The following is a 25,803-nucleotide window of genomic DNA, read 5'->3' as shown; positions in this document are numbered from 1 at the left end:
ATCCAAGACCAACAAAGTCCCCCCTACTCGCTCACTAGCCCATCAATCGCCGCCCATCCCGCAGCGCCGATAGTGCGCAACATCCGGCCATGCTTTCGCTTCACGCCGCCCAGCGCGATGACGGGCATGTCTGCCCCCCTCGCGAGCTTCGCAAACCTTACCCGCCCCAGACTCGCCCCTCCCGGATGCGAGCGTGTCGGAAATAGGGGCGACAGCAGCACCATGTCCGCCCCGCCCCGCCGCGCCGCCACCATCTCCCGCGCGTCATGCACCGGCGCGCTGTGCCGCATCGGTCGTGCTGCCCGGCGTACGTCGCGCCCGTGCCAGCCATCCGCTGCCCAGGCCGCGGCCTGCCGCGCCGTCCCCGCCAGCAGCAACGTCAGCCGCCGCCGCCGCGCGATCGCCCGTACCGCATCGAACAGCGCCCGCCGCGCGCCCGGCGCCGTCCTGTAATGGCGAAAGATGATTCCCGCCCGCCCCCTGGGCAATCGCGCCACCGCCGCCAGCAAGGCCGCCTCCCCGATCCGCTCGTCGGTCATCAGCCAGATCAGCGGCATATTTTTGCGGTGGCGACAGGTCATGACCCTGCCCTATAGCAGCGCGCATGACGACAGACAGCAGCATTGCCACCCAGGACGCCGCCAGCCGCCTGGCCACCATTCAGGATGAGATCGCCAAGGCCGCCCGCCTGACTGGCCGGACCGCGGACGCCATCACCCTGATCGCCATATCCAAGACCAAGGATGCCGCCGCCATCCAGCCGCTGATCGATGCGGGGCAGCGCGTGTTCGGCGAAAACCGGGTGCAGGAAGCGCAGGAGAAATGGCCCGCGCTGCGACAGGCGCATCCCGACATCCGCCTGCATCTCGTCGGCCAGCTGCAATCCAACAAGGCCGCCGATGCCGTCGCCCTGTTCGATGTTATCCACAGCCTTGATCGCCCTTCGCTGCTGACCGCGCTGGCCAAGGCGATGGACGCGCAGGGCAAGCGCGTCCCCTGCTATGTTCAGGTCAATATCGGTGCGGAGCCGCAAAAGGGGGGCTGCGCGATCGCCGACACGCCCGCGCTGATCGCCGCCGCCCGCGCCGCCGACATTCCCCTGCTCGGCCTGATGGCCGTCCCGCCCGCCGATGTGGAGCCAGCCCCCTATTTCGCGCTGCTTGCAAAAATGGCGCGGGAAGAAAGCCTCCCGCGCCTGTCGATGGGCATGTCCAGCGATTATGAAACCGCGATCATGCTGGGGGCGACCGATATTCGCGTCGGCACCGCCCTGTTCGGCGATCGTCCCCCGCCAGCCCGCCCCGTTCCCCGGAGCGGGCTGGGGATGCTTAGAAACTCCCCCGGAGCGTGATGCCGTAGGTGCGCGGCTCGGCGAGGTAGGAGGAGATCAGCTGGTTCGCCATCGGCGCGCCCGCTGCGAACTGGCCGGTGGTGGAGGTTGCCGGGCTGCTCGACTGGAGCGGGCTGCTGAACGACACCTGGGTATAGTCCTGGTTGAAGATATTCTGACCCCAGAACTCTACCGCCCAGCGCTGGTTGGGACCGCGAATGCCGACGCGCGCGTTGACGATGGCAAAGCCATCCTGCCGCTTTTCGGGGAACAGGTCCGACCCGGTATTATAGTCGCTGGTCAAGCGGCCATCGACATAGAAGAGCGCTGACAGGCCGCTCGTCCCGATGTCGGGTGTCCAGGCCATGCTGGCGGTCGTCACCATCTTGGGCGCGTTGCTGTTGATGGAGCCGGGCAGCAGGAACAGGGCAGGGTCCAGCGGGACCGCGCCATTGCCGCTGCCCACCAGCCGGTTGGCGAATTTCGCCTCGGCATAGGTTGCGCCGCCCGCCACGCGGAAATTGCGCGCCGGGGTCACCGACCATTCCAGTTCGACACCCTGGCTGATCAGGCCCGGCCCGACATCCCCCGCCGCGCAGGTCCGCGCCGCGCTCAGCGCACTGTCGCAGCCATTGATATTCTGGACGACGAAGCTGGTGCCGTTGAAGGTGTTGAGCTGGAAATTCTTGAACTCCTGCCGGAAGCCGGCCAGGTTCACGCTCCATTTGGGCGCGCTATATTTGAGGCCCACCTCGAACGAATCCACCTTTTCCGCGGCAAAGCGCAGGCTGGTCACGTCGGCGTTGGTGCGCGGCGCGAACACGGCGGGGATGACATTCAGCCCGGTCGATCCCAGCTGGAAGCGATCGAGGTTGAAGCCGCCCGCCTTATAGCCCTTGGAATAGCTGCCATAGACCATCAGGTCGTCAGTCGCCTTCCAGGACAGGACCGCCGTGCCGGAAAATTCGCCGTCGCTGATCTTGTCGTTCAGGTCGAGCGCATTGAGCGTGGTCGATCCGTTGCCCAGGCATCCCAGCGTCAATATGCCGCCCGCCAACGCCGCAGCGCTGCCCAGCGACGGGTTGGTCGCGATCGGCGCCAGTCCGGGCTGCAATGCAGCGCAGGTCGCGTTGTTATTGTTGAAATCGGCGGAGAATGTCTTGCTCTCATGCGTGTAGCGCAGGCCCAGCGTCAGATCGAGCCGATTGGTGATGTGCACGATATTGTGGGTGAACAGCGCCCAATTCTCGCTCTTCTGGCGATAGATGGACGCGATGTCGCCCGTGCCCGACGGGATCGCCGCCAGCGCGCGCAGACCGTTGCCCAGACCCGTCGAGATGGCGGCCGCCTGGCCCGCAGCGACTGGCGCTGGCAGGCCGGCGTTGAGGAAGGCGGCGTTCAGCCCGGCGTTCAGGTTCGCCTGCGTGCCCGTGATCAACGCGCCGGTCGCCAGCCCGCTGCCACAGGCAGCCAGCGTCGACGCCGGGAAGTTGCTCGTCGCGCCAGCCCCTGCCATCAGGCGGCAGGCGGCAAAGCGGCCATAATCCGCGCCAAAGCGGATATTATCCTGCAAGGTCAGCCGTTCATTGGCATAATAGCCACCGACCAGCCAGTCGAGCATGTCGCCAAAGGCCGAACCCTGCGCCCGCAATTCCTGGGTGAAGGTCTTGAACTGGCGATAGGTATTGGGATCGCGATAGAGCAGGTCGGCGCGATTATAGTCATAATCGCCATAGTCGCTCGACTTGTAATCGCGATAGGCGGTGATGCTGGTCAGCTTCACGTCGCCCAGGTCGTAATTGACCTCGCCCGACACGCCCCAGTCCTTCAATTTGCTCACATAGTCGCGACCCGGCGTGATCGTCAGTTCGCGATCATAGGGGTCGGCCGCGATCACGCTGCCCTGCCCTGCCAGAATCGCGGCGATGCGGTTGAACGGCGCGGTGTTATATCCGCCACCTGCCGCCGGGGTCCGTTCGCGCGCCTCGGTATAGGCGGCGCCGCAACAGCTTTCGTCGCGATTGGTATAATCGCCGATCAGACGGATCGACAGATCGTCGTTCGGCTCGATCAGCGCCTGTCCACGCAGGAAATAACGGTCGCGGTCATTGGTGTCGCCTACATTGTTCCCGGCCGTATCGACCAGCTTGTAGAAACCGTCACGCTTGGACCATACCCCGTCCAGGCTGAGCGCGATGCCATCGGCCACCGGCCCGGTGACGCGGCCCGACAGCCGCCAATAATCATAATTGCCGTAGGTGATCTCACCCTTGGCGCTGAACGTGTTTTCCGGCGCCTTGCTGATTATGTTGATCAGGCCCGCCGACGCATTGCGGCCAAACAGCGTCCCCTGCGGCCCGCGCAGCACCTCGACCCGTTCGATCTCGCCCAGTTCGTTGAGGCCCGCGCCGGTGCGCGAGCGATACACGCCGTCGATGAACACCGCGACCGAGCTTTCCAGGCCGGGATTGTCGCCGACCGTGCCGATGCCGCGAATACGCGCCGACGCATTGGCTTCCGATCCGGTCGATGACACCAGCAGCGACGGGGCCAGCTGGTTCAATGTGCGGATGTCGCTGGCGCCGCTATTCTGCATCGCCTGCGCGCTGACGGCGGACACCGCGATCGGCACGTCGGACAGGGGACTCGCGCGCCGGGTGGCGGTCACGATGATTTCCGCACTGTCCTGATCGACGGCGGCTTGCGGCGCGGTCGTGTCTTGTGCGGCGGCGGGCATCGCCATCGTCAATGCGATCATGCCGGCGGTCGTCAGCCAAAGGCTCTTGTCTGTCATCATGGTCGTTCCTCTCCTGCCCGCACGCCTTTTCGACGTATCGGGTGCTGCCCTAGTTTATGATGCCACAGCAGGGCGAAGGCAAGAGAGCCTAGCTTTTCTGCGCCTTTTGCGATGTCTGGTGGCGTGATATTCACACCCTGTTGCCTATCAGCAACAGCTTAAAATCCGGTTTCCGTAGCGTTTCTTTACGATAACGGAAAGCGTAACAATCGGTCGGAAACAGGGACCAAAGCGCTCGCACCCGGTCCCACCACCCGCCGAATCTCTCCATGACCCGCATCCAGCCCTCCCGTCAGCGCGCCCAGCGCGGGTAGAATCAGCTTTGTCGACGACTCCACGAAGCAGCGGCGCGCGACATGGCGTCCGCGCACCGACAGGCGGAATTTGGGGTGGAAATGGCCGGAGATTTCAGGCCGTGGATCGTCCGGTTGCGCTTCATGCCGCAGGATGATCCCGCCCAGTTCCGTCTCGACCAGCCTGCGTCCTCCCGGCATGTCCGCCACGCCGACGTCATGATTACCCGTAATCCAGGTCCAGTCCAGCCTTTCCGTAAGGGAAACCAGCCGCTCTCTCGCGCGCGGGTCCAGCCGCGCGGCGCCATCGGCATCGTGAAAACTGTCGCCCAGCGACCAGACCGACCGTGCGCCCGTCTGCGCCACCAGCCCCTCGATCAGGTCCAGCGTCGCCTCGCTGTCATGGGGCGGCAGGAACTGGCCAAAGCGCGCATACCAGCTCGCTTTCTCGAAATGCAGGTCGGCGACCAGCAAGGCCGCGCGAGCGGGCCAGAAGAGCGCAGCCTGCGGCAGCGCCAGAAACGCCTCACCAGCGAACGAAAGGGGAACCATGGCCCGGCTATGCGCCGATGCGGTCCCGCTTTCAAGAGGGCCGATGAACGCCTATAGCGCCGCCATGTCCGATACCGCGCCTTGCCCCGACCCTTTCACCGTCGCCGCCCTCTATCGCTTCGCCACCTTCGATGATCCCCAGGGCATCGCGGCGGATCTGCGCACGCTCTGTACGGCGCTCGACATGCGCGGCACGCTGATCGTCGCGGGCGAAGGGATTAACGGCACGGTCGCTGGCCGTGCGGACGCGATTACGGCCTTGATCGATCATCTGCGCCAGTTGCCTGGTTGCGCCGATCTGGACGTCAAATATGCGACCGCGCAGGCCGCGCCGTTCGCCCGGATGAAGGTGAAGGTAAAGCGGGAGATCGTGACGCTGGGCGTGGGCGATCTTGATCCGGCAAATCAGGCCGGCACCCATCTCGACCCGGTCGACTGGAACGCGCTGATCGCTGATCCCGACACGATCGTCATCGACACACGCAACGCCTATGAAGTCGCGGTCGGCACCTTCGATCGCGCCATAGACCCCGGCACCCGCGCCTTTCGCGACTTTCCCGGCTGGTTCGACGCGTTCGCCGCCGACCTGAAGGCGCAGGGGCGCAGCCCGAAGATCGCGATGTTCTGCACCGGCGGCATACGCTGCGAAAAATCCACCGCCCTGGTCAAGGCGCGCGGTTTCGACGATGTCTTCCACCTGAAAGGCGGAATCCTGCGCTATCTGGAGGAAATGCCCGAAGGCGATAGCCGCTGGCAGGGGGATTGCTACGTGTTCGATGAACGGGTGGCGGTGGGCCATGGCCTCAAGGTTGGCGACTATGTGACCTGCCGTGCCTGCGGCCTGCCCTATCCCCGCGATGCGGCCCATGCATGCGCCGCCGACGGATCAGGCGTGTGGCCGCATCGGGGATAGAAACACCCAACTCCGTTCGTTTCGAGCGAAGTCGAGAAACCTGTGCGCTACGTTTCTCGACTTCGCTCGAAACGAACGGCTTTAGGCGCTGTCTCCGTCTCCACCAGTTCCGCAATCTCGAACGCATAGCTTTTCCAGCCCCGCATCCGCGCGCCGTCCTCCGCTGCCCCACGCTTCTTCTTCGCCTCGGCCAGGGAACGGCTATGGCCCCAGAACACTTCCGTCTTGCCATTTTCCAGCACCGCGACGATCCGCCAATAATGGGTGAGGGGGTCCGCCGTCGGCCCGATCGTCTTGACATAGCCGTCCGCCATGGTGGCGGTCAGATAGCGTTTCCGGCGCGCCATCGGCTCAGGCCCGATAGCGGTGCAGCCCCGCCCCGTTGGCGCGCAACCACGCCCGCGCAGGCCGGGGGTCTGCCCCAAGGATTCGCGCATGTGCCGCATGAAAGGCCGCGCTATGATCCATATGCAGCAGATGCGCCAGTTCATGCGCCACGGTCGACCGGCGCACGTCGGGCGGGCAGAGGATCAGCCGCCAGCTATAGCGGATCGCACCGGACGAAGTGCAACTGCCCCAGCGGCTGCGCGGATCGCCCACGCCCACCGACGCGACGATCAGGCCATGTTCGCGCGCCAGTTCCGTCGTTTCGGTCTCCAGCACCGCCCGCGCCCGCGCCACCAGCCAGCGCTGCACCCGCGCGCTGACAGACTCCGCCGCCCCACCGAGCATCAGCCGGTCGTCCGCCAGCCGGATCGTACGCGACGCACCCTCGACCCAGCAGATGCGGACGGCCCGTCCCTCCAGCGGAAATGTCGCGCCATCGTCCAGCAGGGTCATCGCCGGTTGCGCCGCCATTTGCGTACGCACCCAGCCTTCATGCTGCTGCGCCCAGCCCAGTGCGCGCTTCAGGTTCGCCCGCACCGGCATCGACAGGCGCAATTCGCCGCGCGCGCCGTCGATCGTCAGCCGGTAGGCGCGCGCCCGTGCGGACCGGCGCACCCGCACCGGCATCGCCACGCCGTCGATCAGGATCGCGACGTCGGGATCAGATGTCCCGGTCGACAAGATGATTCTCCAGGTCGCCCGCTTCCGCCTCCGCCACGGTCCAGCCGCGCACCGATTCCTGCGCGCGATGCACCGCTTCCCGGTCGCCGCAGACCAGATAATGCCAGTCGGGCAACGGCTCGCCCGCTTCACGCAGGCGATAGGCGCAGGTGCGCGGCAGCCAGCTGATCTGCTTCACCTTGGCCGGGGTCAGCCGCACGCAATCGGGCACGAATTTGCGGCGGTTCCTGTAGCTGGTGCACTGGCCGCTATGGCGGTCGAGCAGGCGGCAGGCGACATTGGTGGGGTAGATATGCCCCGTATCCTCATCCTCCGCCTTGTGCAGGCAGCATTTTCCGCACCCGTCGCACAATGCCTCCCACTGGGCGGCATCCAGCGTGTGGAGAGGCTTTTCCCAGAAGTCCAAGCCCTATTTCACCCATTTCCTGAGGGCAGCCAGCACCTTGTCCGGCGCGCCTTCGTCCACGTTCGGCGTGCCCGGATCATCGACCGGGACCAGCGCAACCGGCTTGCCGTCGGGATCGAACAGATATGGCGTGCGGCTGTGGCTGACCAGATAATCCTTGTCCCCCGGCTTACCGTCCACATTGTAGAGGACGACGAAATCCTTGGCGACCCTGGCGATCTGCTCCGGCGTGCCGGTCAGGCCGATGAGGCGCGGGTGGAAAGCCGCGACATAGGGTTTGAGGACCGCGGGGGTATCGCGCGCCGGATCGACGCTGATGAAGATCGGCTGGACCTTCGCCGCCAGCGCGGGCTGCGCCTTTTCGAACTGGCTGAACGCCTGCATGATGCGTTGCAGGTCGACCGGGCAGACATCCGGGCAATAGGTGTAACCGAAATAGACCAGGCGATACTGGCCCTTGAAATCGTCCCAGCTTCTGGGCTTGCCATCCTGATCGGTCAGGGTGAAAGGCGCGCCGATCCGCGCGCCCGCCAGTTCGCCCTGCGCGCTATCGCCGCTTGATGCGTTCCCGTCCGTCCCCATATTGCACGCAGCCAGCAGGGCCAGCAGCGGCAGGGCGATCGCAATCTTTGCTTTGTTCATGGTGCCGCCAGCCATGCCTTGCTATGGGCCGATTTGCAAATGATACGGGGCAGATGATGAGCAAGACCGGGTTGAGCGCATGGATGGGTCTGGGGCGCGCCGCCGCATTGACGCTGGCGCTGCTGTCCCCGGTCGCCGCGCAGGCGCAATTTTCCGACAATTATAATTTCCTGAAGGCCGTGAAGGATGCCGACGGGCAGAAGGTCACCGACCTGCTGCAAAAGCCCGGCTCCACCGTGGTCAACAGCCGTGACGTCACATCGGGTGAGACCGCGCTGCACATCATCATCGCCCGGCGCGACGCCACCTGGCTCGCCTTCATGCTGGCCAAGGGGGCGAACCCCAATCTGGCCGACAATGAAGGCAACACCCCGCTGATGAAGGCGGTGCAGGGCCGTTTCGAAGAGGGGGCACGCACGCTGATCGCGCGCGGCGCGCAGGTGGACAAAACCAATGGCAGCGGCGAAACCCCGCTGATCCGCGCGGTGCAACTGCGCGATCTGGGGCTGGTCCGGCTGCTCGTGGCGCAGGGCGCCGATCCCGACAAGCGCGATTCCATCGCCGGCATGTCCGCCCGCGACTATGCCAACCGGGACAACCGCACGCCCGGCCTTGCCGAAGCGCTCGCCGCCGCCAAGACCAGCACCACGCCCAAAGGCCCGGTGCAGGGTCCGGTATTCTGAGCTAAAGCCCGGCCTACCAGCCGATCTCGGCCGCATGATCGGGATCGTTGATCGCCGTCAGCCGCCGCGCCGCCCGCCGGGCAAAGCGTAATGTCTCCGCCTTGCGCCGGGCCGCGGCCAATGGCTCGATCGGCGCGGGACGGACCAGTTCGGCGTCATATTGATCCGCGACGATCAGGCCGGTGCGCGCGGGCCACAGCGATTCACTGTCGAACAGCGACAGGTCGAACCCCATCGGCACTGCCCAATAATAGCGGTCGCAATAGTCGAAATAATCGGGCCATTTCATGTCGCCCAGCAAGTCCGCCCGGCTGCACTTGATCTCCACGATCGTCAGCCGCCCCGCCCCGTCGATCGCCATGATGTCGGCGCGCCGCCCGTTGGGCAGCGGCACTTCCATTATGCCGCTCATGTCGTGGCGGAAAAACAGCCGCAACGTCCCCCGCGCCACCGCCAGCGCAGTGCCGTCGGTCAATGGGGAACAGCTTTCGATCGGGGCGCTACTCATGGCGCGACTTTAGAACAAGTCAGGAACAAAAGAAAAGGCCGATTCGGTAGAACCCGAACCGGCCTTTTCATGATCCACCCCAAAGGAAGCGCGCCAATCGCGCGCCGTCGCTCAACGATAGAAGATATGATTGTCGATCATCGCCAGCTTGGCCTTGCCCCAGCCCGGCGAAACGCGGCGGGCGTGGAAGAAAAGGGCGCCTTCGGCCCGGCTGTTCCAGCTGTCGTCCATGGCGATCTGGGCGATGGCGACGGCCTCGCGCCAGGCGTTGCTTTCGATGCGGATCGGCGGCATCCCGTGCCCGCGCACGAAGCTGAACTGGCTGGGCTGATAGACGACGCCGCACAGGCTGTCGGCAAAGCGGCCCGATTTGGCGCGGTTGATGATCACCCGTGCCACGGCCAGCTGGCCTTCCAGGCTTTCGCCCTTGGATTCGAAATAGACCGCTCCGGCCAGGCATTTCATGTCGCCGTCCACGGCTTCGGCGTCGCCATGGGCGTCGACCAGCGCGGCCAGGCTGCTCGCCTGCATGTCGGATTCGGTGGAATAGGTCAGATCGGCCTTGGAGGCCGAAGCCAGCGGCTGCACGATTTCGCGCGGCGCGGCAAAAGTGATTGCGGGCTTCTGTGCGGCCGCAGGCGCTGTCGTCAGCGCGTCGCCGCTGGACAGGGACGCTACCGAATGGATCGACTCACCGGCGATCGACATGTCGGAAGCGGTCACGGCCGCTGTAGCGGACAGCGCAAATGCCACGATGATCGCGGCCCTCAATCGAAAACTCATTATGACTCAAAAACGTGCGGTTCTTGGCCTTGGACGTCGTCTTATACCCATATTCCTTGACGTCTGGCCGCCCCCCGTCTGCGTGTTTACCAAATCCGCCCCCCTTGGACGAATGCAGCAACCTGCGCGTTCAGCGTTGGCGGGGCCTCTGCACGGACCATTGCACTAAGTCAACGATCAGCAGATCGTTTCAGCGGCGAACCGTTCTGCTTCCGGGATATCGAGTTCGATTATCCACAGGTCGGGGTCCGACCTGCGCCGACGCGCCACATAGGTGGCGAGCGCCTCCGGGCCATCCTCCAGGGACGGTCCACAGCGCATCAACGCATAGCCGCCGGCAAAGTTCGATACACGCTCGAACAAACCAGTTTCTTTGCCCTTTTCAAGGACTTGTACCAATATGACGCCGCTCGTTTCGTCGCCCTTGACGATGATCGTGGCAAAGCCGCCAGCCGCATTGGTGCGCCGCACCAGCGCATTGACCAGGATAGCGCTGGTCAGCCGCGCGCCGTCCTGCGACTCAGCCACCATATCCCGGCAGCGATGACAGCGGGAATTGCGACCGCATGAAGGTGCCGGTGCCGCGCCCGACCTCCTCGCCATCGGAATCGATCAGGCTGGCCTCGGCCACATAGACGCGGCGCTTGCCACTGATCCAGCGTCCCTCGGCCCGAATCCGGCCCGGCGCAATTGGCCTGGTGAACAGCAGGTTGAACGCGGTGGTCAGCAGGAATCGGTCACTGACCAGGCTGTTGGCCGCGTAAAAGGCCGCATCGTCCAGCATCTTGAAATAGACGGTGCCGTGGACCGCGCCGGCGGCATGAAACTGGCTTTCATCGACATCGAAATCGATGATGCAACGCCCCGGTTCCTGAATCGCGATATCCGACCGGAACAGCCGGTTGATCGGCGCGGAGCGATAGAGATTTTCCAGCGCACGGAAATGCGCGGTCTCGCCGCTTGCGGGCGTGCCTGCCTCAGGCAGCGTCACGCGCCCCGCCACCGGCCAGCAGCGCGTGCAGCGCCGCGTCCGACTTGGCCCCGCGCAACCGCGCGACCTGATTATCGTCACGCAGATAGCGCGACACCCGCGCCAGCGTCTTGAGATGTTCCGCTCCGCTATCGACCGGCGACAGCAGTGCAAAGACGATGTCGACCGGCGCATCGTCGACCGCATCGAACGGCACTGGCGGATCGAGCAGCACGACCAGCCCGCACATTCGGTCCAGCCCGGCAATCTTGGCATGGGGAATGGCGACACCGCCGCCAAATCCGGTCGAACCCAGCCGTTCCCGCTCGAACAGCGCGTCGCCAACCTCGTCGGCGTCCAGCCCATAGGCGCAGGCCGCGAGCGTCGCGATCTTCTGGAACAACTGCTTCTTGCCGTTTACCGTCAGGCCGGTGGCGAGCGCGTCCGCTGAAACGATGTCGTGGAAATCAACCATGGTCTGTCCGAACCAGCCGAGCCGCGCTCAGCCTGGGGTCTAGATGCGCGGTGATCGGGGAATAGAAAGCCCGGCCCCATAAGCCGCCTGCACCATCAGGTCAACAGGCGGCCCATGGCGACTGGCTGGTTCAGCGCGCCGTCATGCGCGGTTCGACCCAACCGATGGTCCCGTCATGGCGACGATAGACCATGTTGTAGGCCGCGGTGCCGGCATTGACGAACAGCAGCGCATTGGTGTTGCGCAGGTCCAGCATCATCACCGCGTCGGACACGCTGGCTTCGGGAATATCGACGCGCGTTTCCGCAACGATCAGCGGGGAATCCTCGACCTCCTCCTGCTCGTCCGCGGGCGAGGCGAAGATGGTGTAGCCCGCCCCGTCAATATCATCGACGCTCAAGCTGCTGACCCGCTGCGCTTCGGCCGCACTGGCTTGGCTGTGCCGGTCCTTCAGGCGGCGCATATAGCGGCGCAGCTGCTTTTCGATCCGGTCCGCCGCCTGGTCAAAGGACGGATGCGCCTCCTGCGCCTCGCCTGCTCCCTTCAGGATCAGGCCGGTCATCACATGACAGATGATGTCGCAGTGGAAGGCGCCGTGCGGCGCGGGTCGAAAGGTCACATGGGCCGAAATCGTGCGGGAAAAATATTTCTCGGCCATCGCCTCCATGCGGTCTGCGACATGCTGCTTGAGCGCATCGCCCGTGTCGACCTGATGCCCGGAAACACGAATATCCATATGCCTTCTCCTTATTCTTGCCGGGTCGCAGGAAGCGGCCCGGATAAACTGGAGGCACGGACACGGGCCTTTGTGTCAGCCCGCCAGCGCCTCCTCCAGCCAGATCGGCTTGTCCAGGGTCGCGATGAACCTGCCATGCCGTTCCAGCTCCACCGCGCTCGCTGCAAAAACGCGCGCGGGACGAACAGGGCGAACCATGGCGCCAGCGCCAAGTTCCCCGTCGATGGCTGCTTTTTCCTCCTCCTGTGCAAGACCCAGGCCGATCTGACGGCCGCCGGTCAGTTCGATGTAAAGCTGCGCCAGCAATTCGGCGTCCAGCAGCGCGCCATGCTTGATGCGATGGCTGCGATCGATGCCGTATCGGGTGCAGAGCGCGTCCAGGCTGTGCTTAGCGCCCGGATGCAGCGTCCGGGCGATCGCCACCGTGTCGATCATCCGCGTCATCGACACGTCGGGCCGCCCGCACAGCCGCAATTCATGGTTCAGGAAGCCGAAATCGAAGCGCGCATTATGCGCGACCAGCGGGCTATCCTCCAGAAAGGCGAGCAGTTCGTCCACGCCGCTGGCGAACAGCGGCTTGTCCTTCAGGAAAATCGACGACAGGCCATGCACCGCCTCGGCCGCCGCAGGCATGTCGCGCTGCGGGTTGTAATAGGCATGGAAGGTCCGCCCGCTTGGCACGCGATTGATCAGTTCGATGCAGCCGATCTCGACCAGTCGGTCGCCGGAGGCCGGATCGAATCCGGTCGTTTCGGTATCGAAAATAATCTCGCGCATCGCCCTCTTCATATCGACTCTTGGGCAAACCCTTATCGGCCTATCTTTGCCCCAAGGCAAGCGACCAGACGCCGCACCTGCGCGCGAGTCTGGGTAAAGGTCGTGCCGGTGTGGATGATATGATCGGCCCGCCGCCGTTTTTCCGCGTCGGGGGTCTGGAGATGGACGATCCGGCGGAATTTGGCGGGCGTCATGCCCGGCCGCGCCAGCACCCGCTTGCGCTGTTTCCACGCCGGCGCGGTGACGACGATGACGCCGGCCAGCCGCTTGTGCCCATGGGTCTCGAACAGCAGCGGTACATCGAGAATCACGAAACGGCGCGAACGGTGCCGTTGCAGGAACGTGCGCCGCGCCGCCTGCACCGCCGGATGGACGATCGCTTCCAGCGCCCTGAGTTCATGGGGATGGCCAAAGACAGCCGCGCCCAGTTTCGCCCGGTCCACGCCATCGGGTCCGGTCGTGCCGGGAAAGCGCGCCTCGATCGCGGGAATCAGCGCGCCGCCCGGCCCTTGCAGCCGATGGACTTGCGCATCGGCATCGAACAGGGGCACGCCCTCCCGCCGGAACATCGCCGCGACCGCGGACTTGCCCATGCCGATCGATCCGGTCAGGCCGTAAATCTTCATGACGCTATCCGTCAGTCCGCCGCCAGCAGCAACGCGCGCAATTGCTCGTCCAGCTCGCGCGGTGCCTGCGCATCGAAGAAGATGTCAAAGGCCAGCGCCGCCTGCCCGATCAGCATCTCCAGCCCGTCGAGCGTCTTGAGACCCCGCGCCCGCGCCGCCTTCAGCAAGTCCGTTTCCAGCGGCGCATAGACAATGTCGTAAACGGTCGCGCTGGCGGGCAGGGGGGTAAGGTCCAGGTCCAGCACCGGCTGGCCGACCATCCCCAGCGACGTGCTGTTGACCAGCAGGTCGCAGGCCGGCAGCGGATCGGTCATGCCGATGACACGACCTTTCAGCCCCGCCCGGTCGAACAAGGCCTGCCCCTTGGCGACATCGCGCACCATGACGGTCAGGTCGGCCACGCCCAGGCTCGACAGCGCAAACAGGATCGCCCGCGCCGCGCCGCCCGCGCCGATCAGCACGGCGCTCTGCCCTTTCCATTTGTCGCGCAGCAGGGGCTGGAGGAAGCCGCCCGCATCGGTATTGGTGCCGATCAGCGGCCCGCCGGTTTCGCTGGCGATCGTATTCATCGCCCCGATCCGCGCGCGCACCCCGCCCGGATCGTCGGTATAGTCCATCACCGCAATCTTGTGCGGAAGGGTGACATTGCAGCCCAGCCAGTCGGGATCGGCGCGCCGTTGCAGGAAATAGGCGGCCAGCCCGTCGGGCGTCACATGCGTCTTGCGATACTCCGCCTCTATATCCAGCGCTTTCAGCCAGAAATTATGGATCAGCGGCGATTTGCTGTGCGTGATCGGGTCGCCAATCACTTCGGCATAGGGGAGCGTGTCGGTCATGCCGCCAGAACGCCGCGCACGCGCAGAAAGTCAAGCAGGGGCAGCAACGGCAAGCCCTGAATCGCAAACTGGCTGCCCTCCACCTTGCTGAACAGCTGCGCCCCCGGCCCCTCGATCCGGTAACAACCCACGCACCAGCGGCATTCCTCCCAATCGCTCTCCAGATAGGCGTCGATGAAGGCGTCGGACAATGGCCGCACCGTCATCCGCACTCGCTCGACATGCCGCCAGATCGGTTCGCCGTTCAGCACGATCACCGCTGCGCTGTGCAGATGATGCACCCGCCCGGACAGCAGGCGCAGTATCCGCGCTGCGTCCGCCCGGTCGACCGCCTTGTCGATCATGCTGCCATCATCCAGGCTTAGCGTCTGGTCGCACCCCAGCACCAGCCCGCCCGGCACCCGGCGCGAAACCTTGAGCGCCTTCAATTCCGCCAGCGCATCGGCCAGCGCCCGCGCGTCCAGCCCGTCGGCGCGCAACGCCTCCTTGGCCGCCTCCTCGTCCACGCCGGGCGAAAGCGCTTCAAACTCTATCTTCGCCGCCTCCAGCAGCGCCCGGCGACTTGCGCTTTGCGACGCGAGCACGATCATGATGCCGCCCCTTCATCCAGAACATGGTCGTTGAACAGGTTGATGATCGCCGCGGCCGCTTCCTCGATCGACCGGCGCGTCATGTCGATCACCGGCCAGCCATTGTCGGCGAACATGCGCCGGGCAAAGGCCAGTTCCTCCTGCACCTTCTCATTGTCGACATAGGCGGTTTCCGGCGCCTGATTGAGCGAGAGCAGCCGGTTGCGCCGGATCTGGATCAGCCGATCCGGGCTGACCGTCAAGCCGACGATCATCGGATGCTTCAGGCTATAGAGGCTTTTGGGCGGCGGGGATTCCGGCACCAGCGGGATGTTGGCGGTCTTGTAACCGCGATTGGCAAGATAGATCGACGTCGGCGTCTTGGACGCGCGCGACACGCCCGCCAGCACGATGTCGGCCTCCTCCCAATTTTCATGGCCCACGCCGTCATCATGGGCGATGGTAAACTGGATCGCCTCGATCCGGGCGAAATAGGCTTCGTCCAATATATGTTTGCGCCCCGGCCGGGTCCGCGTTTCCTGCCCCAATATGTTGGACAGCGCGTCTGCCACGCTGTCCAATGCGGCGACATGGGGCAGGCCCAGCGCCCTGCAGCGCGTTTCCAGCCGCCGCCGCAACATATGGTTGGTCAGCGTGAACAGCACCAGCCCCGGATTGGCCGCGATTTCCTGCATGATCCGGTCGAGATGGACTTCGGAGCGCACCATCGGCCAGAAGTGCCGGATCGCTTCCACATTTTCGAACAGGCCGATCGCGGCCTTGGCTATATTCTCCAGCGTTTCACCGGTGGAGTCCGACAGAAGGTGCAGGTGGATGCGCGACATGGCCCATATCTGTGTGGGCAGGCTGTGGATAAAGCAAGGGAGGAGTTGGGGACAAAATCCCGCCTTTCGCTTCGTCCACGAAGCCCGGAATCTTATCCACAGACCCCCAACAGACCGATAATTTCATCCACAGGCTGTGGATAACGGGGATAGAGCGGCTGACTCGGACGGCAAAGCGTCAGGCAGGGGAGTCAAGCTGTTGGCAAATCCGGGCACAGCGCATAAACCCCGCTGCCAACGTCCCTACTATCTCCATCATCCTTCTGAATCCTATATTAAGAGAGAATAGATGAGCCTCGACGCGCCGCCGGTCCTTGCTACCAAGCCTCTGCTTGGCGTCCTCTCTGGCGACCGTCCGGCCGTGCCGCCCATGTGGCTCATGCGCCAGGCCGGGCGCTACCTGCCCGAATATCGCGCGCTGCGGGCTGACAAGGGCGGATTCCTCGAACTCGTCTATGACAGCGCCGCCGCTGCCGAAGTGACTCTGCAACCCCTGCGCCGGTTCGGCTTTGACGGGGCGATCCTCTTTTCCGACATTCTGATCGTCCCCTACGCCATGGGACAGGATCTGTGGTTCGAGGCTGGCGAAGGCCCGCGTCTCGCGCCCATCCTCGCTGAAACCGACCTTGCCGCCCTCAAACCCGATTTCAGCCGCTTCGACGCGGTCTATGAGACGGTCCGGCAGGTCAAGGCAGCGCTCGACCCTTCCGTCACCTTCCTGGGCTTTGCAGGCAGCCCCTGGACCATCGCCACCTATATGGTCGCAGGGCAGGGCAGCAAGGATCAGGGCGCGGCCCGTCGCCTCGCCTATGGCGATCCTGTCCGCTTTGGCGCGCTGATCGATGCCATTGTCGATGCGACGGTCACCTATCTGTCGGGCCAGATCGATGCCGGGGTCGAAGCGGTGCAATTGTTCGACAGCTGGGCCGGCAGCCTGGCCCCGCTTCAGTTCGACCGCTGGGTGATCCAGCCCAACGCCGCGATCGTGCGCAAGTTGAAGGCGCTGCATCCTGCTATCCCGATCATTGGCTTCCCCAAGGGCGCAGGCGCGAAGCTCGCCGATTATGCCGCTGGCACCGGGGTCGATGCGATCGGCGTGGATGAAACGGTCGATCCCCACTGGGCCAACCGCGTCCTGCCAAAGGGGCTGGCCGTACAGGGCAATCTCGATCCGCTGGCGCTGATCGCGGGCGGGCAGGCCGTCGAACAGGCGGTGGACAATATCCGCGCGGCCTTCGCCGACCGGCCGCACATCATGAATCTGGGCCATGGCATCCTCCCCGACACGCCGATCGCGCATGTCGAGGCGCTGATCGCCTATGTCCGCAACGGAAAGGGCGTCTGATGGCTTATCTTGGTGCCGCTTATCTCTGGGTGAAGGCTGCCCATGTGATTTTCGTCATCTTCCTGATGGCGGGATTGTTCATGATGCCGCGCTTCTTCGTCTATCATCAGGAAAGCGCGCCGGGATCGGACGAGGATCGCAAATGGATCGATCGGGAAAAGCGGCTGCTCAAGATCATCCTCAACCCCTCGCTTGCGCTGACCTGGATTTTCGGGCTGATGCTGATGGTGGAGATTGGCGCGTGGAGCTTTGGCTGGTTCCACCTCAAACTGCTCTTCGTGCTGGGCCTGTCGGCCTATCATGGCTGTATCGCTGGCTATGCCAGGAAACTGGCCAAGGGACAGCGCACCCTGACCGACAGGCAGTTGCGCCTGTTCAACGAAGTCCCCGGCATCGCCGCCGCAGTCATCGTCATCGCCGTGATCGTGAAGCCTTTTTGAGTAGGGGAGGGGTCGTCTGTCCTACACCGGTCTGTGCTGCTATTATCCCCTGGTCACTTTCCGATAGGATCAGCCCGGCGCAATAAAATGTCCGATTCACCGGGAAAAGTGCGAAGTTAAGCGGAATGACTTCACTTTGATCCGGTTGAGATAGTATCTAGGCTGGATCGACGGCGATATTGTCGATGAGCCGCGTCCTGCCCAGCTTGGCGGCGCCCAGCAGCCGGGCCGGGCGGTCCAGCACATGCATCGGCTCCAGCGTCACCGCATCGCACAACATCACATAGTCGACCGGATCAAAGCCCTGGGCGATCAGCGTCGCGCCCGCTCGCGTCAGAGCCTCCTCGACCGATCCGCCCTTTTCCATCTGCCGCTTCGCCTCGCCCAGCGCCCGCGGCAAGGCCAGCGCCGCCTTGCGCTCCTCATCGTTCAGATAGGCGTTGCGCGATGACAGGGCCAGGCCGTCCTGCGCCCGCTGGGTTGGCAGCCCGATAATCTCTATGCCCAGATCCAGATCGGCCACCATCTGCCGGATGACCGCCAGTTGCTGATAATCCTTCTCGCCGAATATCGCGACGTCGGGCCGGACCTGGTTGAACAATTTGGTCACCACCGTCGCCACGCCATCGAAATGACCCGGCCGCGCCGCGCCGTCCAATCCTTCGCTGACGCCGCTGACGCTGATATTGGTGGCAAAGCCTGCCGGATACATGACGTCGACAGTGGGCGCCCATAAAATGTCCACCCCGGCGGCGGACAGCATCTGCGCGTCCTTCGCCTCGCGCCGCGGATAGGCGGCCAGATCCTCGTTCGGGCCGAACTGCTTGGGATTGACGAAGATCGACACGACGACATGCCGCCCGTGCCGCCGCGCTTCCTCGACCAATGCCATATGCCCGTCATGCAATGCGCCCATGGTCGGCACCAGCGCCAGCGGCTTCCCGTCGCTTTTCAGCGCGGCGATGGCAGCGCGCAGCGCTGGCAGGTCAGACAGAGTTTGCACGGGAGGAACGGCTCCGATAAGGGCAGGGGTGACAAGGACGTCCTGCTAGGCGCGCAGTCGCTGGACGGTCAAGAATCATTGCGACAATAACGGGGTTATCAGGGGTCCAATGGCCAATTCGCAGCCACATCTCATCGTGTTCGCCAATGAAAAGGGCGGAACCGGCAAATCGACCACGGCCGTTCACACCGCGATCGCGCTGACGGCGCTGGGCCACCGCGTCAGCATGATCGACCTCGATCCGCGCCAGCGCACCGTCACGCGCTATCTGGAAAACCGCGCAGAAACCGCGCGCCGTCGCGGCATCGAACTGGTCGCGCCCAGCTTTACGGTGTTGAAGGGCGACAGTATCGACGCGCTGGAATCCGAAGCCGCCGCCGTGTCGCAGGACGCAGATTTCCTGATCGTCGACACGCCGGGCCGCGACGATCTGTTCGCCCGCCACATGGCCGCCCGCGCCAACACGCTGGTCACGCCGATGAACGACAGTTTCGTCGATTTCGACCTGATCGGGCAGGTCGATGCGGAAAGTTTCAAGGTCAAGCGCCTGTCCTTCTATTCCGAACTCATCTTTGAAGCGCGCAAGACCAGGGCCAAGGCCGATGGCGTGTCGATCGACTGGGTCGTGCTGCGCAACCGCGTCCAGCATCAGGATGCCCGCAACAAGAAACGGGTCGGCGACGCGCTGATGGAATTGTCCCGCCGCGTCGGTTTCCGCGTCATTCCGGGCCTGTCGGAACGCGTGATCTTCCGCGAACTGTTCCCGTCCGGCCTGACCTTGCTGGACAAGGGGCATCTGGGCGAACTGGGCGTCAGCCACATCGCCGCGCGGCAGGAGTTGCGCGAAATGGTGGCGGGCCTGGCGCTTCCCGAACGCAGCGGCGTCGGCTCCATGGACTTGATCGGCGCGGCTTGATGGGCTGGCTTGCGCTGTTGCTGGCGGGCCTTGCGGGCTGGCTGATCTGGACAGGAAGGCTGCAACGCATGAGCGCAAAGGACGGAATGGCGCTGGGGGCGGCGCTGGTGGGCGCCGTGCTGTCGGCCAAGGGCAAGCCGGTGATCGGCGCGCCCATGCTGATCGGCGCGGCGCTGTTTTTCGCAGGGCAGGGCAAGCTGCTCCGCAAGGGCAGGACCGCCACGCCCAAGCCCCTGCCGCCGCAGGATATTGCCCAGGCCCGCGCCCTGCTGGGCGTCGCGCCCGATGCCGATGCGGACATGATCCGCGCCGCCCATCGCCGCCTGATCGCCTCGGTCCATCCCGACAAGGGTGGGACGGAGGCATTGGCGGCCCAGATCAACGCTGCCCGCGACCTGTTGCTTCGTCATCAGGCGGAGCGTTGACCCACTGGTTCGATCCGACGCTGCTGCGCGACTATGACATGCGCGGCACGGTGGGCGAAACGCTGGACGCTGCCGACGCCTGGGCGCTGGGGCGCAGCTTCGGCACGGTCATCGCGCGGGCAGGGGGATCGCGCATCGCCGTGGGCTATGACGGGCGGCTGAGTTCACCCATGCTGGAAGAGGCGCTGGTCGACGGGCTGTGCGCCAGCGGCATCGACGTGCTGTGCATCGGGGTGGGACCGACCCCGATGCTCTATTATGCCGAAATGGTCGGCCAGGTGGACGGCGCCATTCAGATAACCGGCAGCCATAATCCCGGCGATCAAAATGGCTTCAAGCTGGTGCAGGGCCATGCGCCCTTTTTCGGCGAAGCCATCCGGCAACTGGGCGTCATGGCGGCGGCGGGCGACTGGGACGACGGCTTTGGCCAGAGCCGGAGCGTCTCGATCATCGACCGCTATGTCGATCGGCTGATCGAGGGTTTTGACGGCTGCGGCTGGCGCATCGGCTGGGACGCGGGCAATGGCGCGGCCGGGCAAGTGGTCGAGCAGCTGGTGCAGCGCCTGCCCGGTGAGCATCATCTGCTCTTCACCCACATAGACGGCCATTTTCCCAACCATCATCCCGATCCTTCCGAGGAACGGAATCTGGCCGACCTGCGCGCCCTTGTCTTTGCCAAGCAACTCGATTTCGGTGTGGCTTTCGATGGCGATGGCGACCGGCTTGGCGTGATAGACGGGCAGGGCAGGGTGATTGCGGGCGATCAGCTATTGGGCCTGTTCGTTCCGGCGGTCCTGGAAAAGCGGCCCGGTGCCGCGATTGTCGCTGATGTGAAGGCGAGTCAGGCGCTGTTCGACAGCATCGCCGCGCTGGGTGGTCGACCCGATATGTGGAAAACCGGCCACAGCCATATCAAGTCCAGAATGAAGCAGATTGGCAGCCCGCTGGGCGGCGAGATGACCGGGCATCTCTTCTTCGCCGACGATTATTATGGCTATGACGACGGTCTCTATGCCGCTGTCCGCCTGATCCGGGCCGCCCGCCCCGGTCGCAGCGTCACTGACCTGCGCGGCGCGATGCCCGACCTTGCCAATACGCCGGAGCTGCGCTTTCCCGTGGCGGAGGATCGCAAATTCGCCGTGATCGACGAGATACTGGCCCGGCTGCGCGGGGCGGGCGCCGATGTGAACGCCATTGATGGTGCCCGCGTCCGTACGGCCGATGGCTGGTGGTTGCTGCGGGCCTCCAATACGCAGGCGGCGTTGGTCGCCCGCGCCGAATCGCATGATCAGGCGGGGCTGGTGCGGCTTGTCACCCAGATCGACGCCCAGTTGCACGAATCGGGGATCAGCCGACCTTACGTCGGCTTGGGGGCATGAGCCGACACCGAAAAATTCGATATCGCTATCATCTCATCCTGCGCCTTTCCCTTACGGAAAGCTGACAACGCAATCATCGTTGCATTTTATGCAATCACTCCATCATATTTCGCATTTGCAACAATCGTCGCTGCGCCGCAAAAGAAACTCGCCTTTCAGGCATCCTCTCCTAAAACTTATACAGCCGTCCTTCGGGGCGGCTTTTTTTTGTCCAGTCGCCGCGCGGGCCTGCCGTAGCGTCCGGCCGTCCCCGACCCACGCAACCACCTGTAAATGCGATGAATCGGACACGCCCGATACTGGAAATTAACCATGATGCTGCTATCCGCGCTGCGCAAAGTCGACCTGTGCGCGCATCAGCGTGACGGCGTCGGCACGATAGTCAAAAGAGGATCGCCCATGTCGTTTAGCCGTCGCCTTCTTCCCTTCCTCCTGTCAGGCATGCTGGCAGCCCCGGTCCCGGCGCTGGCGGGCGGCTTCTATCTTCAGGAACAATCGCCCAAGGAAACCGGGCGTGCCCTGTCGGGTGGTGCGGCGGCGGGCGATGATCCATCGACCATCTATTTCAACCCATCGGCCATGACTCAATTGCCGGGCATCCAGACGTCGGTTGGCGGCGTCATCCTGTCGGCGACCGCCCAGCAGAGCAATCGCGGGTCGAGCCGTTCCGTGCCGGGCCTGCCTGTATCGGTGCCGGTCACCGGCAATGATGGCGGCAACCCGTTTGCCAAAGTCATTCCCATTCCCAGCTTCTATGCCACCGCACAGGTCAGCGACCGGCTCTGGCTTGGCCTGGGCGTCAACGCCCCCTTCGGTCTGAAGCTGGATTATGACGAAAGCTATTTCGGCCGGTATGATTCTCTGCACACCGACCTGAAAACCTATAATATACAGCCCTCTGCCGCCTATAAGCTGAGCGACAACCTCTCCATCGGCGGCGGCGTCGACGTGCAATATGTCAAGGTGAAGCTCACCAACGCGCTGCCCCAGCTGTCCCCGCTGCTCGCCGACGGCCATGCCTCGGTCGAGGGGGACGACCTGTCGGTCGGCTGGAATGCGGGCTTGTTCTACACGACCGGCGATACCAATTTCGGCGTCCATTATCGTTCGCGCATGACCCACAATCTGAAGGGAGACCAGACGATTTCGGGACTGGTGGGGCCGCTTGCCGCCGCCAACGGCACGTTCGACGCCAATGCCCCGCTGGAACTGCCCGACATCGTGACCGTCAGCATGATGCACCGGCTGACCCCGAAATTGCGGGCGATGCTGACCGCGCGCTGGTATAACTGGTCGGTGTTCAGGGCGATCACCATCAACACCGCCACCGGCGCTTCGGTCAAGGAAATGCATTATCATGACAGCTACAGTGTCAGCGCTGGCGGCGAATATGATGTCAGCGACCGCCTGACCCTGCGTGCGGGGACAATGTTCGACCGCACGCCGACCAATCCGCAATTTCTCACCACCCGCGTTCCCGATGGCGACCGCGTCTGGCTGAGCGGTGGCGCGACCTGGAACATGTCGTCCGCAATGGCGCTGAACCTGAGCTACGCGCATACCTTCGTGGAAAAGGCGAATATCATTCGCCCGGATCATTATTATCCCGCACCCGCCACGGTGACGACCACGACCCTGTCGAGCGCCAGCGGCAATGCGGACCAGTTGGCCGCGTCCCTGACGGTCCGTTTTTGACGGGCCGCGCCAGCGACTCAGCGCTGCGCGTTTCGGCTTGGCAGAAACAAAAAACAGCAACGGTTTTAACCGTCACCAAACATCCCTATAGCGGCTCCATATTGATGGAGCCGCTTACAGATGTCCGACCATAATCCCGGCCTGCGCCCCTGGCGCGACATTGCGCGGCGCAACAGCCGCCAGATCATGGTCGGCAATGTGCCCGTCGGAGGCGGCGCGCCGGTCACGGTCCAGACCATGACCAACACGCTGACCCACGACATCAAGGGCACGATCGACCAGATCCGCCGTTGCGAGGAGGCGGGCGTCGACATCATCCGCGTGTCCTGCCCCGATGAGGAATCGACCGCAGCGCTTAAGCAGATCGTCCGCGCCGCGCGCGTGCCGATCGTGGCCGACATTCATTTCCACTATAAGCGCGCGCTTGAAGCCGCCGATGCGGGCGCGGCCTGCCTGCGCATCAACCCCGGCAACATCGGTTCGTCCGCGCGGGTCAAGGAAGTGGTGGACGCGGCAAAGGCGAACAATTGCGCCATTCGCATCGGCGTCAACGCAGGAAGCCTGGAGCGCGACCTCCTCGAAAAATATGGCGAACCCTGCCCCGAAGCGCTGGTCGAAAGCGCGCTCGACCATATCAAGCTGCTGCAGGACCAGGATTTTCATGAATATAAGGTCGCGGTGAAGGCCAGCGACGTGTTCCTGGCGGTCGCTGCCTATATGCAACTGGCCGATGCGGTCGATTGTCCGCTGCACCTTGGCATCACCGAAGCCGGCGGGCTGATCGGCGGTACGGTCAAGAGCGCGATCGGCATCGGCAACCTGCTCTGGGCCGGGGTCGGCGACACGATCCGCGTTTCGCTGTCCGCCGAACCGGAAGAGGAAGTGCGGGTCGGCTATGAGATTCTCAAATCGCTCGGCATCCGCACCCGTGGGGTCAAGGTGATCTCCTGCCCCTCCTGCGCGCGACAGGGATTCGACGTCATCCGCACGGTCCAGGCGCTTGAGGAACGGCTCCAGCATATTCACACGCCGCTCTCGCTTTCGGTCCTGGGCTGCGTCGTCAACGGTCCCGGCGAAGCCCGCGAGACCGACATCGGCCTGACCGGCGGCGGCAATGGCAAGCATATGGTCTATCTGTCGGGCGTCACCGACCACACCATCCAGGACGAAAATATGATCGACCACATCGTCCGACTGGTCGAGACCAAGGCCGCCGAGATCGAGGCGGCCAGCGCCGAATCCGACATGACCGACGCAGGCAAGGCCGAGGCGGCGGAATAGCGCCGGGCATCACAGCCGCCATGTCGTCATCGCGCGCATTTCTCATTCCCTTTGCCGTCTGCTGCATGGGCGTCGCGTTGTTTTCCGTGATGGATGCGGCGATGAAGGGCCTCAGCCTCGCCATCGGCCTCTACAACGCCCTGTTCTGGCGGGCGCTGACCGGGACGCTGCTGGGGCTTGGCCTGATGCTGATGACCCGCCAGCGCTGGCCCGACGCCATGGTATTGCGCCTGCACCTGCTGCGCGGATCGGTCGTGGCGCTGATGGCCGGCTTGTTCTTCTGGGCGCTCATGCGGATGCCGCTGGCCGAAGCGATCGCTCTATCCTTCATCGCGCCGCTGATCGCGCTGTATCTCGCTGCCCTGCTGCTGGGCGAAACCATCGGACGACAGGCGATCTTCGCGTCGCTGCTGGGGCTTTTGGGGGTCGGGGTGATCCTGTCGGGGCGTTTGCAGGGCAGCTATGATCGCGGCGCCCTGCTTGGCGCGCTGGCGGTGCTGGCGTCGGCGGTGCTCTTCGCCTGGAACCTCATCCTGCAACGTCAGCAGGCGCAGCGCGCCTCGCCGATCGAGGTCGCCTTCTTCCAGCATCTTGTGATGCTGGGCGTGTTCGCCATCGGCGCGCCTTTTTACGCGCGACTGCCAGTTCCGTCAGCCATACCGCTGATCCTGCTGGCGGCGGGTCTTGCCTTCACCTCGCTTGCCGCACTGGCCTGGGCCTATGCGCGCGCGGAGGCGCAGCGGCTGATCCCGGTCGAATATAGCGCCTTTCTCTGGGCAGCCGTTGTCGGCTGGCTGGCCTTTGGCGAGCGGCTGACGCTGACCACCGTGGCGGGCGCGGCCCTTATCATCGCCGCCTGCCTGATCACCGCGCGCGGCAAGCGGGCCGCCATTGCCCATGTCGAACCGGGAACTGCCTGAATGACCCTGACCATCCGCCCCGCTATGCCGGACGACATCGACATGATCATCGGCTTCATCCGCGCGCTGGCGGACTATGAAAAGCTGTCCCATGCGGTGAAGGCGGACCCGGCGACGCTCACGCATTATCTGTTCGGCCCGCGTCCCATGGCTGAAGTGCTGATGGCGGAATCGGGCGGCGCAGCCATCGGCTTCGCGCTTTTCTTCCACAATTTTTCGACCTTTGAAGGGCGACCGGGACTTTATCTGGAGGATTTGTTCGTCCAGCCCGAATCGCGCGGCGTCGGCGCGGGCAGGGCGTTGCTTGCGCGGTTGGCGCAGATCGCGCTGGAACGCGACTGCGCCCGGCTGGAATGGTCAGTGCTGGACTGGAACGCGCCAGCCATCGCGGTCTACCGCGCGATCGGCGCGCAGCCGATGGATGAATGGACGGTCCAGCGGCTCGATGGGGAAGCCCTGCGCGCGCTTGCCGCCACGGCAGCGATCAGCGTTTGATCGCGTCCTCGACGCTGACGAAAATCAGCATGGCGGCAAAGGCGCCCAGCGACAGGGCAACCACGGTGGGGAAATATTCGGCGATCATGGCACAT

Annotated in this window: 31 protein-coding genes; 12 read left to right on the top strand and 19 right to left on the bottom strand. The window is 64.4% G+C overall.

The window, feature by feature from the left end:
- Nucleotides 1-23 precede the first annotated feature (23 nt).
- Nucleotides 24-581, bottom strand: coding sequence for a thiamine phosphate synthase (locus AC07X9_RS13275; protein WP_017183183.1), 558 nt, complete (start codon nt 579-581; stop codon nt 24-26).
- Nucleotides 582-604: 23 nt separating this feature from the next.
- Here AC07X9_RS13275 and AC07X9_RS13270 point away from each other — a divergent pair, with 23 nt between their 5' ends.
- Nucleotides 605-1,351, top strand: a complete 747-nt coding sequence (locus tag AC07X9_RS13270; protein WP_017183182.1) for a YggS family pyridoxal phosphate-dependent enzyme — start codon at nt 605-607, stop codon at nt 1,349-1,351.
- On the opposite strand, the gene AC07X9_RS13265 is transcribed toward AC07X9_RS13270, so the two are convergent.
- Both AC07X9_RS13265 and pdeM read right to left on the bottom strand, forming a co-directional pair.
- A complete protein-coding gene (locus tag AC07X9_RS13265) occupies nt 1,329-4,124 on the bottom strand; it encodes a TonB-dependent receptor (protein WP_026002394.1) in 2,796 nt (931 codons plus the stop codon). The two genes, AC07X9_RS13270 and AC07X9_RS13265, sit on opposite strands and share 23 nt — an antisense overlap.
- Before the next feature lie 188 nt (nt 4,125-4,312).
- Nucleotides 4,313-4,972 carry a ligase-associated DNA damage response endonuclease PdeM gene (gene pdeM, locus AC07X9_RS13260; protein ID WP_017183180.1) on the bottom strand — a complete coding sequence of 220 codons (660 nt, stop codon included), beginning with the start codon at nt 4,970-4,972 and terminating at the stop codon, nt 4,313-4,315.
- A 43-nt stretch (nt 4,973-5,015) separates the two neighbouring features.
- Here pdeM and trhO point away from each other — a divergent pair, with 43 nt between their 5' ends.
- On the top strand, nt 5,016-5,885 hold the full coding sequence (trhO, locus tag AC07X9_RS13255; protein ID WP_017183179.1) for an oxygen-dependent tRNA uridine(34) hydroxylase TrhO: 870 nt from the start codon (nt 5,016-5,018) through the stop codon (nt 5,883-5,885).
- 47 nt (nt 5,886-5,932) lie between these two features.
- Here the strand turns inward: trhO and AC07X9_RS13250 are convergent, their stop codons facing one another.
- Genes AC07X9_RS13250 through AC07X9_RS13235 form a run of 4 tightly spaced genes read right to left on the bottom strand, consistent with a single transcriptional unit; the run spans nt 5,933 to nt 8,016 of the window.
- Nucleotides 5,933-6,232, bottom strand: coding sequence for a hypothetical protein (locus AC07X9_RS13250; RefSeq protein ID WP_017183178.1), 300 nt, complete (start codon nt 6,230-6,232; stop codon nt 5,933-5,935).
- A gap of 4 nt (nt 6,233-6,236) precedes the next feature.
- Nucleotides 6,237-6,953 carry a M48 family metallopeptidase gene (locus tag AC07X9_RS13245; protein ID WP_017183177.1) on the bottom strand — a complete coding sequence of 239 codons (717 nt, stop codon included), beginning with the start codon at nt 6,951-6,953 and terminating at the stop codon, nt 6,237-6,239.
- Nucleotides 6,934-7,359, bottom strand: coding sequence for a YcgN family cysteine cluster protein (locus AC07X9_RS13240; protein ID WP_017183176.1), 426 nt, complete (start codon nt 7,357-7,359; stop codon nt 6,934-6,936). Before AC07X9_RS13240 ends, AC07X9_RS13245 begins: the two co-directional genes overlap by 20 nt.
- 3 nt (nt 7,360-7,362) lie before the next feature.
- Complete coding sequence (locus tag AC07X9_RS13235; protein ID WP_017183175.1) at nt 7,363-8,016, bottom strand: SCO family protein; 654 nt, start codon at nt 8,014-8,016, stop codon at nt 7,363-7,365.
- A gap of 41 nt (nt 8,017-8,057) precedes the next feature.
- Here AC07X9_RS13235 and AC07X9_RS13230 point away from each other — a divergent pair, with 41 nt between their 5' ends.
- Entirely contained in the window at nt 8,058-8,684 is a 627-nt protein-coding gene (locus tag AC07X9_RS13230) for an ankyrin repeat domain-containing protein (RefSeq protein WP_026002393.1), read from the top strand.
- 13 nt (nt 8,685-8,697) lie between these two features.
- Here the strand turns inward: AC07X9_RS13230 and AC07X9_RS13225 are convergent, their stop codons facing one another.
- From AC07X9_RS13225 to AC07X9_RS13175, 11 genes are all read right to left on the bottom strand, one after another.
- Nucleotides 8,698-9,192: an MmcB family DNA repair protein gene (locus AC07X9_RS13225; protein WP_026002392.1), complete on the bottom strand. Its 495-nt coding sequence runs from the start codon at nt 9,190-9,192 to the stop codon at nt 8,698-8,700.
- Between the two features lie 111 nt (nt 9,193-9,303).
- A complete protein-coding gene (locus AC07X9_RS13220; protein ID WP_017183172.1) occupies nt 9,304-9,975 on the bottom strand; it encodes a cell wall hydrolase in 672 nt (223 codons plus the stop codon).
- Nucleotides 9,976-10,152: 177 nt separating this feature from the next.
- Entirely contained in the window at nt 10,153-10,506 is a 354-nt protein-coding gene (locus AC07X9_RS13215) for a DUF1491 family protein (protein WP_017183171.1), read from the bottom strand.
- A complete protein-coding gene (locus tag AC07X9_RS13210; protein ID WP_026002390.1) occupies nt 10,496-10,966 on the bottom strand; it encodes a PaaI family thioesterase in 471 nt (156 codons plus the stop codon). Before AC07X9_RS13210 ends, AC07X9_RS13215 begins: the two co-directional genes overlap by 11 nt.
- Nucleotides 10,953-11,420, bottom strand: coding sequence for a PTS sugar transporter subunit IIA (locus AC07X9_RS13205; protein WP_017183169.1), 468 nt, complete (start codon nt 11,418-11,420; stop codon nt 10,953-10,955). Before AC07X9_RS13205 ends, AC07X9_RS13210 begins: the two co-directional genes overlap by 14 nt.
- A gap of 130 nt (nt 11,421-11,550) precedes the next feature.
- The gene (gene hpf / locus AC07X9_RS13200; protein WP_017183168.1) at nt 11,551-12,156 is read right to left on the bottom strand and encodes a ribosome hibernation-promoting factor, HPF/YfiA family; all 606 of its coding nucleotides are present in this window, start codon (nt 12,154-12,156) and stop codon (nt 11,551-11,553) included.
- Nucleotides 12,157-12,231: 75 nt separating this feature from the next.
- Complete coding sequence (gene dnaQ / locus AC07X9_RS13195) at nt 12,232-12,933, bottom strand: DNA polymerase III subunit epsilon (protein ID WP_017183167.1); 702 nt, start codon at nt 12,931-12,933, stop codon at nt 12,232-12,234.
- Nucleotides 12,934-12,965: 32 nt separating this feature from the next.
- The gene (gene coaE, locus AC07X9_RS13190) at nt 12,966-13,559 is read right to left on the bottom strand and encodes a dephospho-CoA kinase (RefSeq protein WP_017183166.1); all 594 of its coding nucleotides are present in this window, start codon (nt 13,557-13,559) and stop codon (nt 12,966-12,968) included.
- An 11-nt stretch (nt 13,560-13,570) separates the two neighbouring features.
- Nucleotides 13,571-14,395, bottom strand: a complete 825-nt coding sequence (gene aroE / locus AC07X9_RS13185) for a shikimate dehydrogenase (RefSeq protein WP_017183165.1) — start codon at nt 14,393-14,395, stop codon at nt 13,571-13,573.
- Nucleotides 14,392-14,985 (bottom strand): Maf family protein, encoded by a 594-nt coding sequence (locus AC07X9_RS13180; protein WP_017183164.1) that lies wholly within the window; start codon nt 14,983-14,985, stop codon nt 14,392-14,394. Before AC07X9_RS13180 ends, aroE begins: the two co-directional genes overlap by 4 nt.
- Nucleotides 14,982-15,809: a pyruvate, water dikinase regulatory protein gene (locus AC07X9_RS13175; protein WP_017183163.1), complete on the bottom strand. Its 828-nt coding sequence runs from the start codon at nt 15,807-15,809 to the stop codon at nt 14,982-14,984. The genes AC07X9_RS13180 and AC07X9_RS13175 overlap by 4 nt, the downstream gene beginning before the upstream one ends.
- 289 nt (nt 15,810-16,098) lie before the next feature.
- Between AC07X9_RS13175 and hemE the strand changes: the two genes are divergently transcribed.
- Nucleotides 16,099-17,154 (top strand): uroporphyrinogen decarboxylase, encoded by a 1,056-nt coding sequence (hemE, locus tag AC07X9_RS13170; protein ID WP_017183162.1) that lies wholly within the window; start codon nt 16,099-16,101, stop codon nt 17,152-17,154.
- Nucleotides 17,154-17,594 (top strand): CopD family protein, encoded by a 441-nt coding sequence (locus tag AC07X9_RS13165; protein WP_017183161.1) that lies wholly within the window; start codon nt 17,154-17,156, stop codon nt 17,592-17,594. Before hemE ends, AC07X9_RS13165 begins: the two co-directional genes overlap by 1 nt.
- Nucleotides 17,595-17,751: 157 nt before the next feature.
- On the opposite strand, the gene panC is transcribed toward AC07X9_RS13165, so the two are convergent.
- The gene (gene panC / locus AC07X9_RS13160) at nt 17,752-18,597 is read right to left on the bottom strand and encodes a pantoate--beta-alanine ligase (RefSeq protein WP_017183160.1); all 846 of its coding nucleotides are present in this window, start codon (nt 18,595-18,597) and stop codon (nt 17,752-17,754) included.
- A gap of 109 nt (nt 18,598-18,706) precedes the next feature.
- On the opposite strand from panC, the gene AC07X9_RS13155 reads away from it, so the two are divergent.
- The 7 genes from AC07X9_RS13155 to AC07X9_RS13125 all read left to right on the top strand — a co-directional run bounded on the left by AC07X9_RS13155 (nt 18,707) and on the right by AC07X9_RS13125 (nt 25,708).
- Nucleotides 18,707-19,513, top strand: a complete 807-nt coding sequence (locus AC07X9_RS13155; protein WP_017183159.1) for a division plane positioning ATPase MipZ — start codon at nt 18,707-18,709, stop codon at nt 19,511-19,513.
- A complete protein-coding gene (locus AC07X9_RS13150) occupies nt 19,513-19,938 on the top strand; it encodes a J domain-containing protein (RefSeq protein ID WP_017183158.1) in 426 nt (141 codons plus the stop codon). Before AC07X9_RS13155 ends, AC07X9_RS13150 begins: the two co-directional genes overlap by 1 nt.
- Complete coding sequence (gene pgmG, locus AC07X9_RS13145; protein ID WP_017183157.1) at nt 19,935-21,317, top strand: phosphoglucomutase/phosphomannomutase PgmG; 1,383 nt, start codon at nt 19,935-19,937, stop codon at nt 21,315-21,317. Before AC07X9_RS13150 ends, pgmG begins: the two co-directional genes overlap by 4 nt.
- Nucleotides 21,318-21,716: 399 nt before the next feature.
- A complete protein-coding gene (locus AC07X9_RS13140) occupies nt 21,717-23,012 on the top strand; it encodes an OmpP1/FadL family transporter (protein ID WP_026002389.1) in 1,296 nt (431 codons plus the stop codon).
- 120 nt (nt 23,013-23,132) lie between these two features.
- A complete protein-coding gene (gene ispG / locus AC07X9_RS13135) occupies nt 23,133-24,293 on the top strand; it encodes a flavodoxin-dependent (E)-4-hydroxy-3-methylbut-2-enyl-diphosphate synthase (RefSeq protein WP_017183155.1) in 1,161 nt (386 codons plus the stop codon).
- A gap of 20 nt (nt 24,294-24,313) precedes the next feature.
- Nucleotides 24,314-25,213 (top strand): DMT family transporter, encoded by a 900-nt coding sequence (locus AC07X9_RS13130; protein WP_017183154.1) that lies wholly within the window; start codon nt 24,314-24,316, stop codon nt 25,211-25,213.
- A complete protein-coding gene (locus AC07X9_RS13125; protein WP_017183153.1) occupies nt 25,214-25,708 on the top strand; it encodes a GNAT family N-acetyltransferase in 495 nt (164 codons plus the stop codon).
- Nucleotides 25,709-25,803 lie beyond the last annotated feature (95 nt).

It is taken from the genome of Sphingobium sp. GW456-12-10-14-TSB1 (assembly GCF_059424385.1).
The sequence above is the reverse complement of the archived record's forward strand: the minus strand, read 5'-3'. Positions and strand labels throughout refer to the sequence as shown.

What these genes read in the sequence shown, in the direction of transcription:
- AC07X9_RS13275 (WP_017183183.1), bottom strand. Translation starts at nt 581, where the DNA reads ATGACCTGTCGCCACCGCAAAAATATGCCGCTGATCTGGCTGATGACC.
- AC07X9_RS13270 (WP_017183182.1), top strand. Translation starts at nt 605, where the DNA reads ATGACGACAGACAGCAGCATTGCCACCCAGGACGCCGCCAGCCGCCTG.
- AC07X9_RS13265 (WP_026002394.1), bottom strand. Translation starts at nt 4,124, where the DNA reads ATGACAGACAAGAGCCTTTGGCTGACGACCGCCGGCATGATCGCATTG.
- pdeM (WP_017183180.1), bottom strand. Translation starts at nt 4,972, where the DNA reads ATGGTTCCCCTTTCGTTCGCTGGTGAGGCGTTTCTGGCGCTGCCGCAG.
- trhO (WP_017183179.1), top strand. Translation starts at nt 5,016, where the DNA reads ATGAACGCCTATAGCGCCGCCATGTCCGATACCGCGCCTTGCCCCGAC.
- AC07X9_RS13250 (WP_017183178.1), bottom strand. Translation starts at nt 6,232, where the DNA reads ATGGCGCGCCGGAAACGCTATCTGACCGCCACCATGGCGGACGGCTAT.
- AC07X9_RS13235 (WP_017183175.1), bottom strand. Translation starts at nt 8,016, where the DNA reads ATGGCTGGCGGCACCATGAACAAAGCAAAGATTGCGATCGCCCTGCCG.
- AC07X9_RS13230 (WP_026002393.1), top strand. Translation starts at nt 8,058, where the DNA reads ATGAGCAAGACCGGGTTGAGCGCATGGATGGGTCTGGGGCGCGCCGCC.
- AC07X9_RS13225 (WP_026002392.1), bottom strand. Translation starts at nt 9,192, where the DNA reads ATGAGTAGCGCCCCGATCGAAAGCTGTTCCCCATTGACCGACGGCACT.
- AC07X9_RS13220 (WP_017183172.1), bottom strand. Translation starts at nt 9,975, where the DNA reads ATGAGTTTTCGATTGAGGGCCGCGATCATCGTGGCATTTGCGCTGTCC.
- AC07X9_RS13215 (WP_017183171.1), bottom strand. Translation starts at nt 10,506, where the DNA reads ATGGTGGCTGAGTCGCAGGACGGCGCGCGGCTGACCAGCGCTATCCTG.
- AC07X9_RS13205 (WP_017183169.1), bottom strand. Translation starts at nt 11,420, where the DNA reads ATGGTTGATTTCCACGACATCGTTTCAGCGGACGCGCTCGCCACCGGC.
- hpf (WP_017183168.1), bottom strand. Translation starts at nt 12,156, where the DNA reads ATGGATATTCGTGTTTCCGGGCATCAGGTCGACACGGGCGATGCGCTC.
- dnaQ (WP_017183167.1), bottom strand. Translation starts at nt 12,933, where the DNA reads ATGCGCGAGATTATTTTCGATACCGAAACGACCGGATTCGATCCGGCC.
- coaE (WP_017183166.1), bottom strand. Translation starts at nt 13,559, where the DNA reads ATGAAGATTTACGGCCTGACCGGATCGATCGGCATGGGCAAGTCCGCG.
- aroE (WP_017183165.1), bottom strand. Translation starts at nt 14,395, where the DNA reads ATGACCGACACGCTCCCCTATGCCGAAGTGATTGGCGACCCGATCACG.
- AC07X9_RS13180 (WP_017183164.1), bottom strand. Translation starts at nt 14,985, where the DNA reads ATGATCGTGCTCGCGTCGCAAAGCGCAAGTCGCCGGGCGCTGCTGGAG.
- AC07X9_RS13175 (WP_017183163.1), bottom strand. Translation starts at nt 15,809, where the DNA reads ATGTCGCGCATCCACCTGCACCTTCTGTCGGACTCCACCGGTGAAACG.
- hemE (WP_017183162.1), top strand. Translation starts at nt 16,099, where the DNA reads ATGAGCCTCGACGCGCCGCCGGTCCTTGCTACCAAGCCTCTGCTTGGC.
- AC07X9_RS13165 (WP_017183161.1), top strand. Translation starts at nt 17,154, where the DNA reads ATGGCTTATCTTGGTGCCGCTTATCTCTGGGTGAAGGCTGCCCATGTG.
- AC07X9_RS13155 (WP_017183159.1), top strand. Translation starts at nt 18,707, where the DNA reads ATGGCCAATTCGCAGCCACATCTCATCGTGTTCGCCAATGAAAAGGGC.
- AC07X9_RS13150 (WP_017183158.1), top strand. Translation starts at nt 19,513, where the DNA reads ATGGGCTGGCTTGCGCTGTTGCTGGCGGGCCTTGCGGGCTGGCTGATC.
- AC07X9_RS13140 (WP_026002389.1), top strand. Translation starts at nt 21,717, where the DNA reads ATGTCGTTTAGCCGTCGCCTTCTTCCCTTCCTCCTGTCAGGCATGCTG.
- ispG (WP_017183155.1), top strand. Translation starts at nt 23,133, where the DNA reads ATGTCCGACCATAATCCCGGCCTGCGCCCCTGGCGCGACATTGCGCGG.
- AC07X9_RS13130 (WP_017183154.1), top strand. Translation starts at nt 24,314, where the DNA reads ATGTCGTCATCGCGCGCATTTCTCATTCCCTTTGCCGTCTGCTGCATG.
- AC07X9_RS13125 (WP_017183153.1), top strand. Translation starts at nt 25,214, where the DNA reads ATGACCCTGACCATCCGCCCCGCTATGCCGGACGACATCGACATGATC.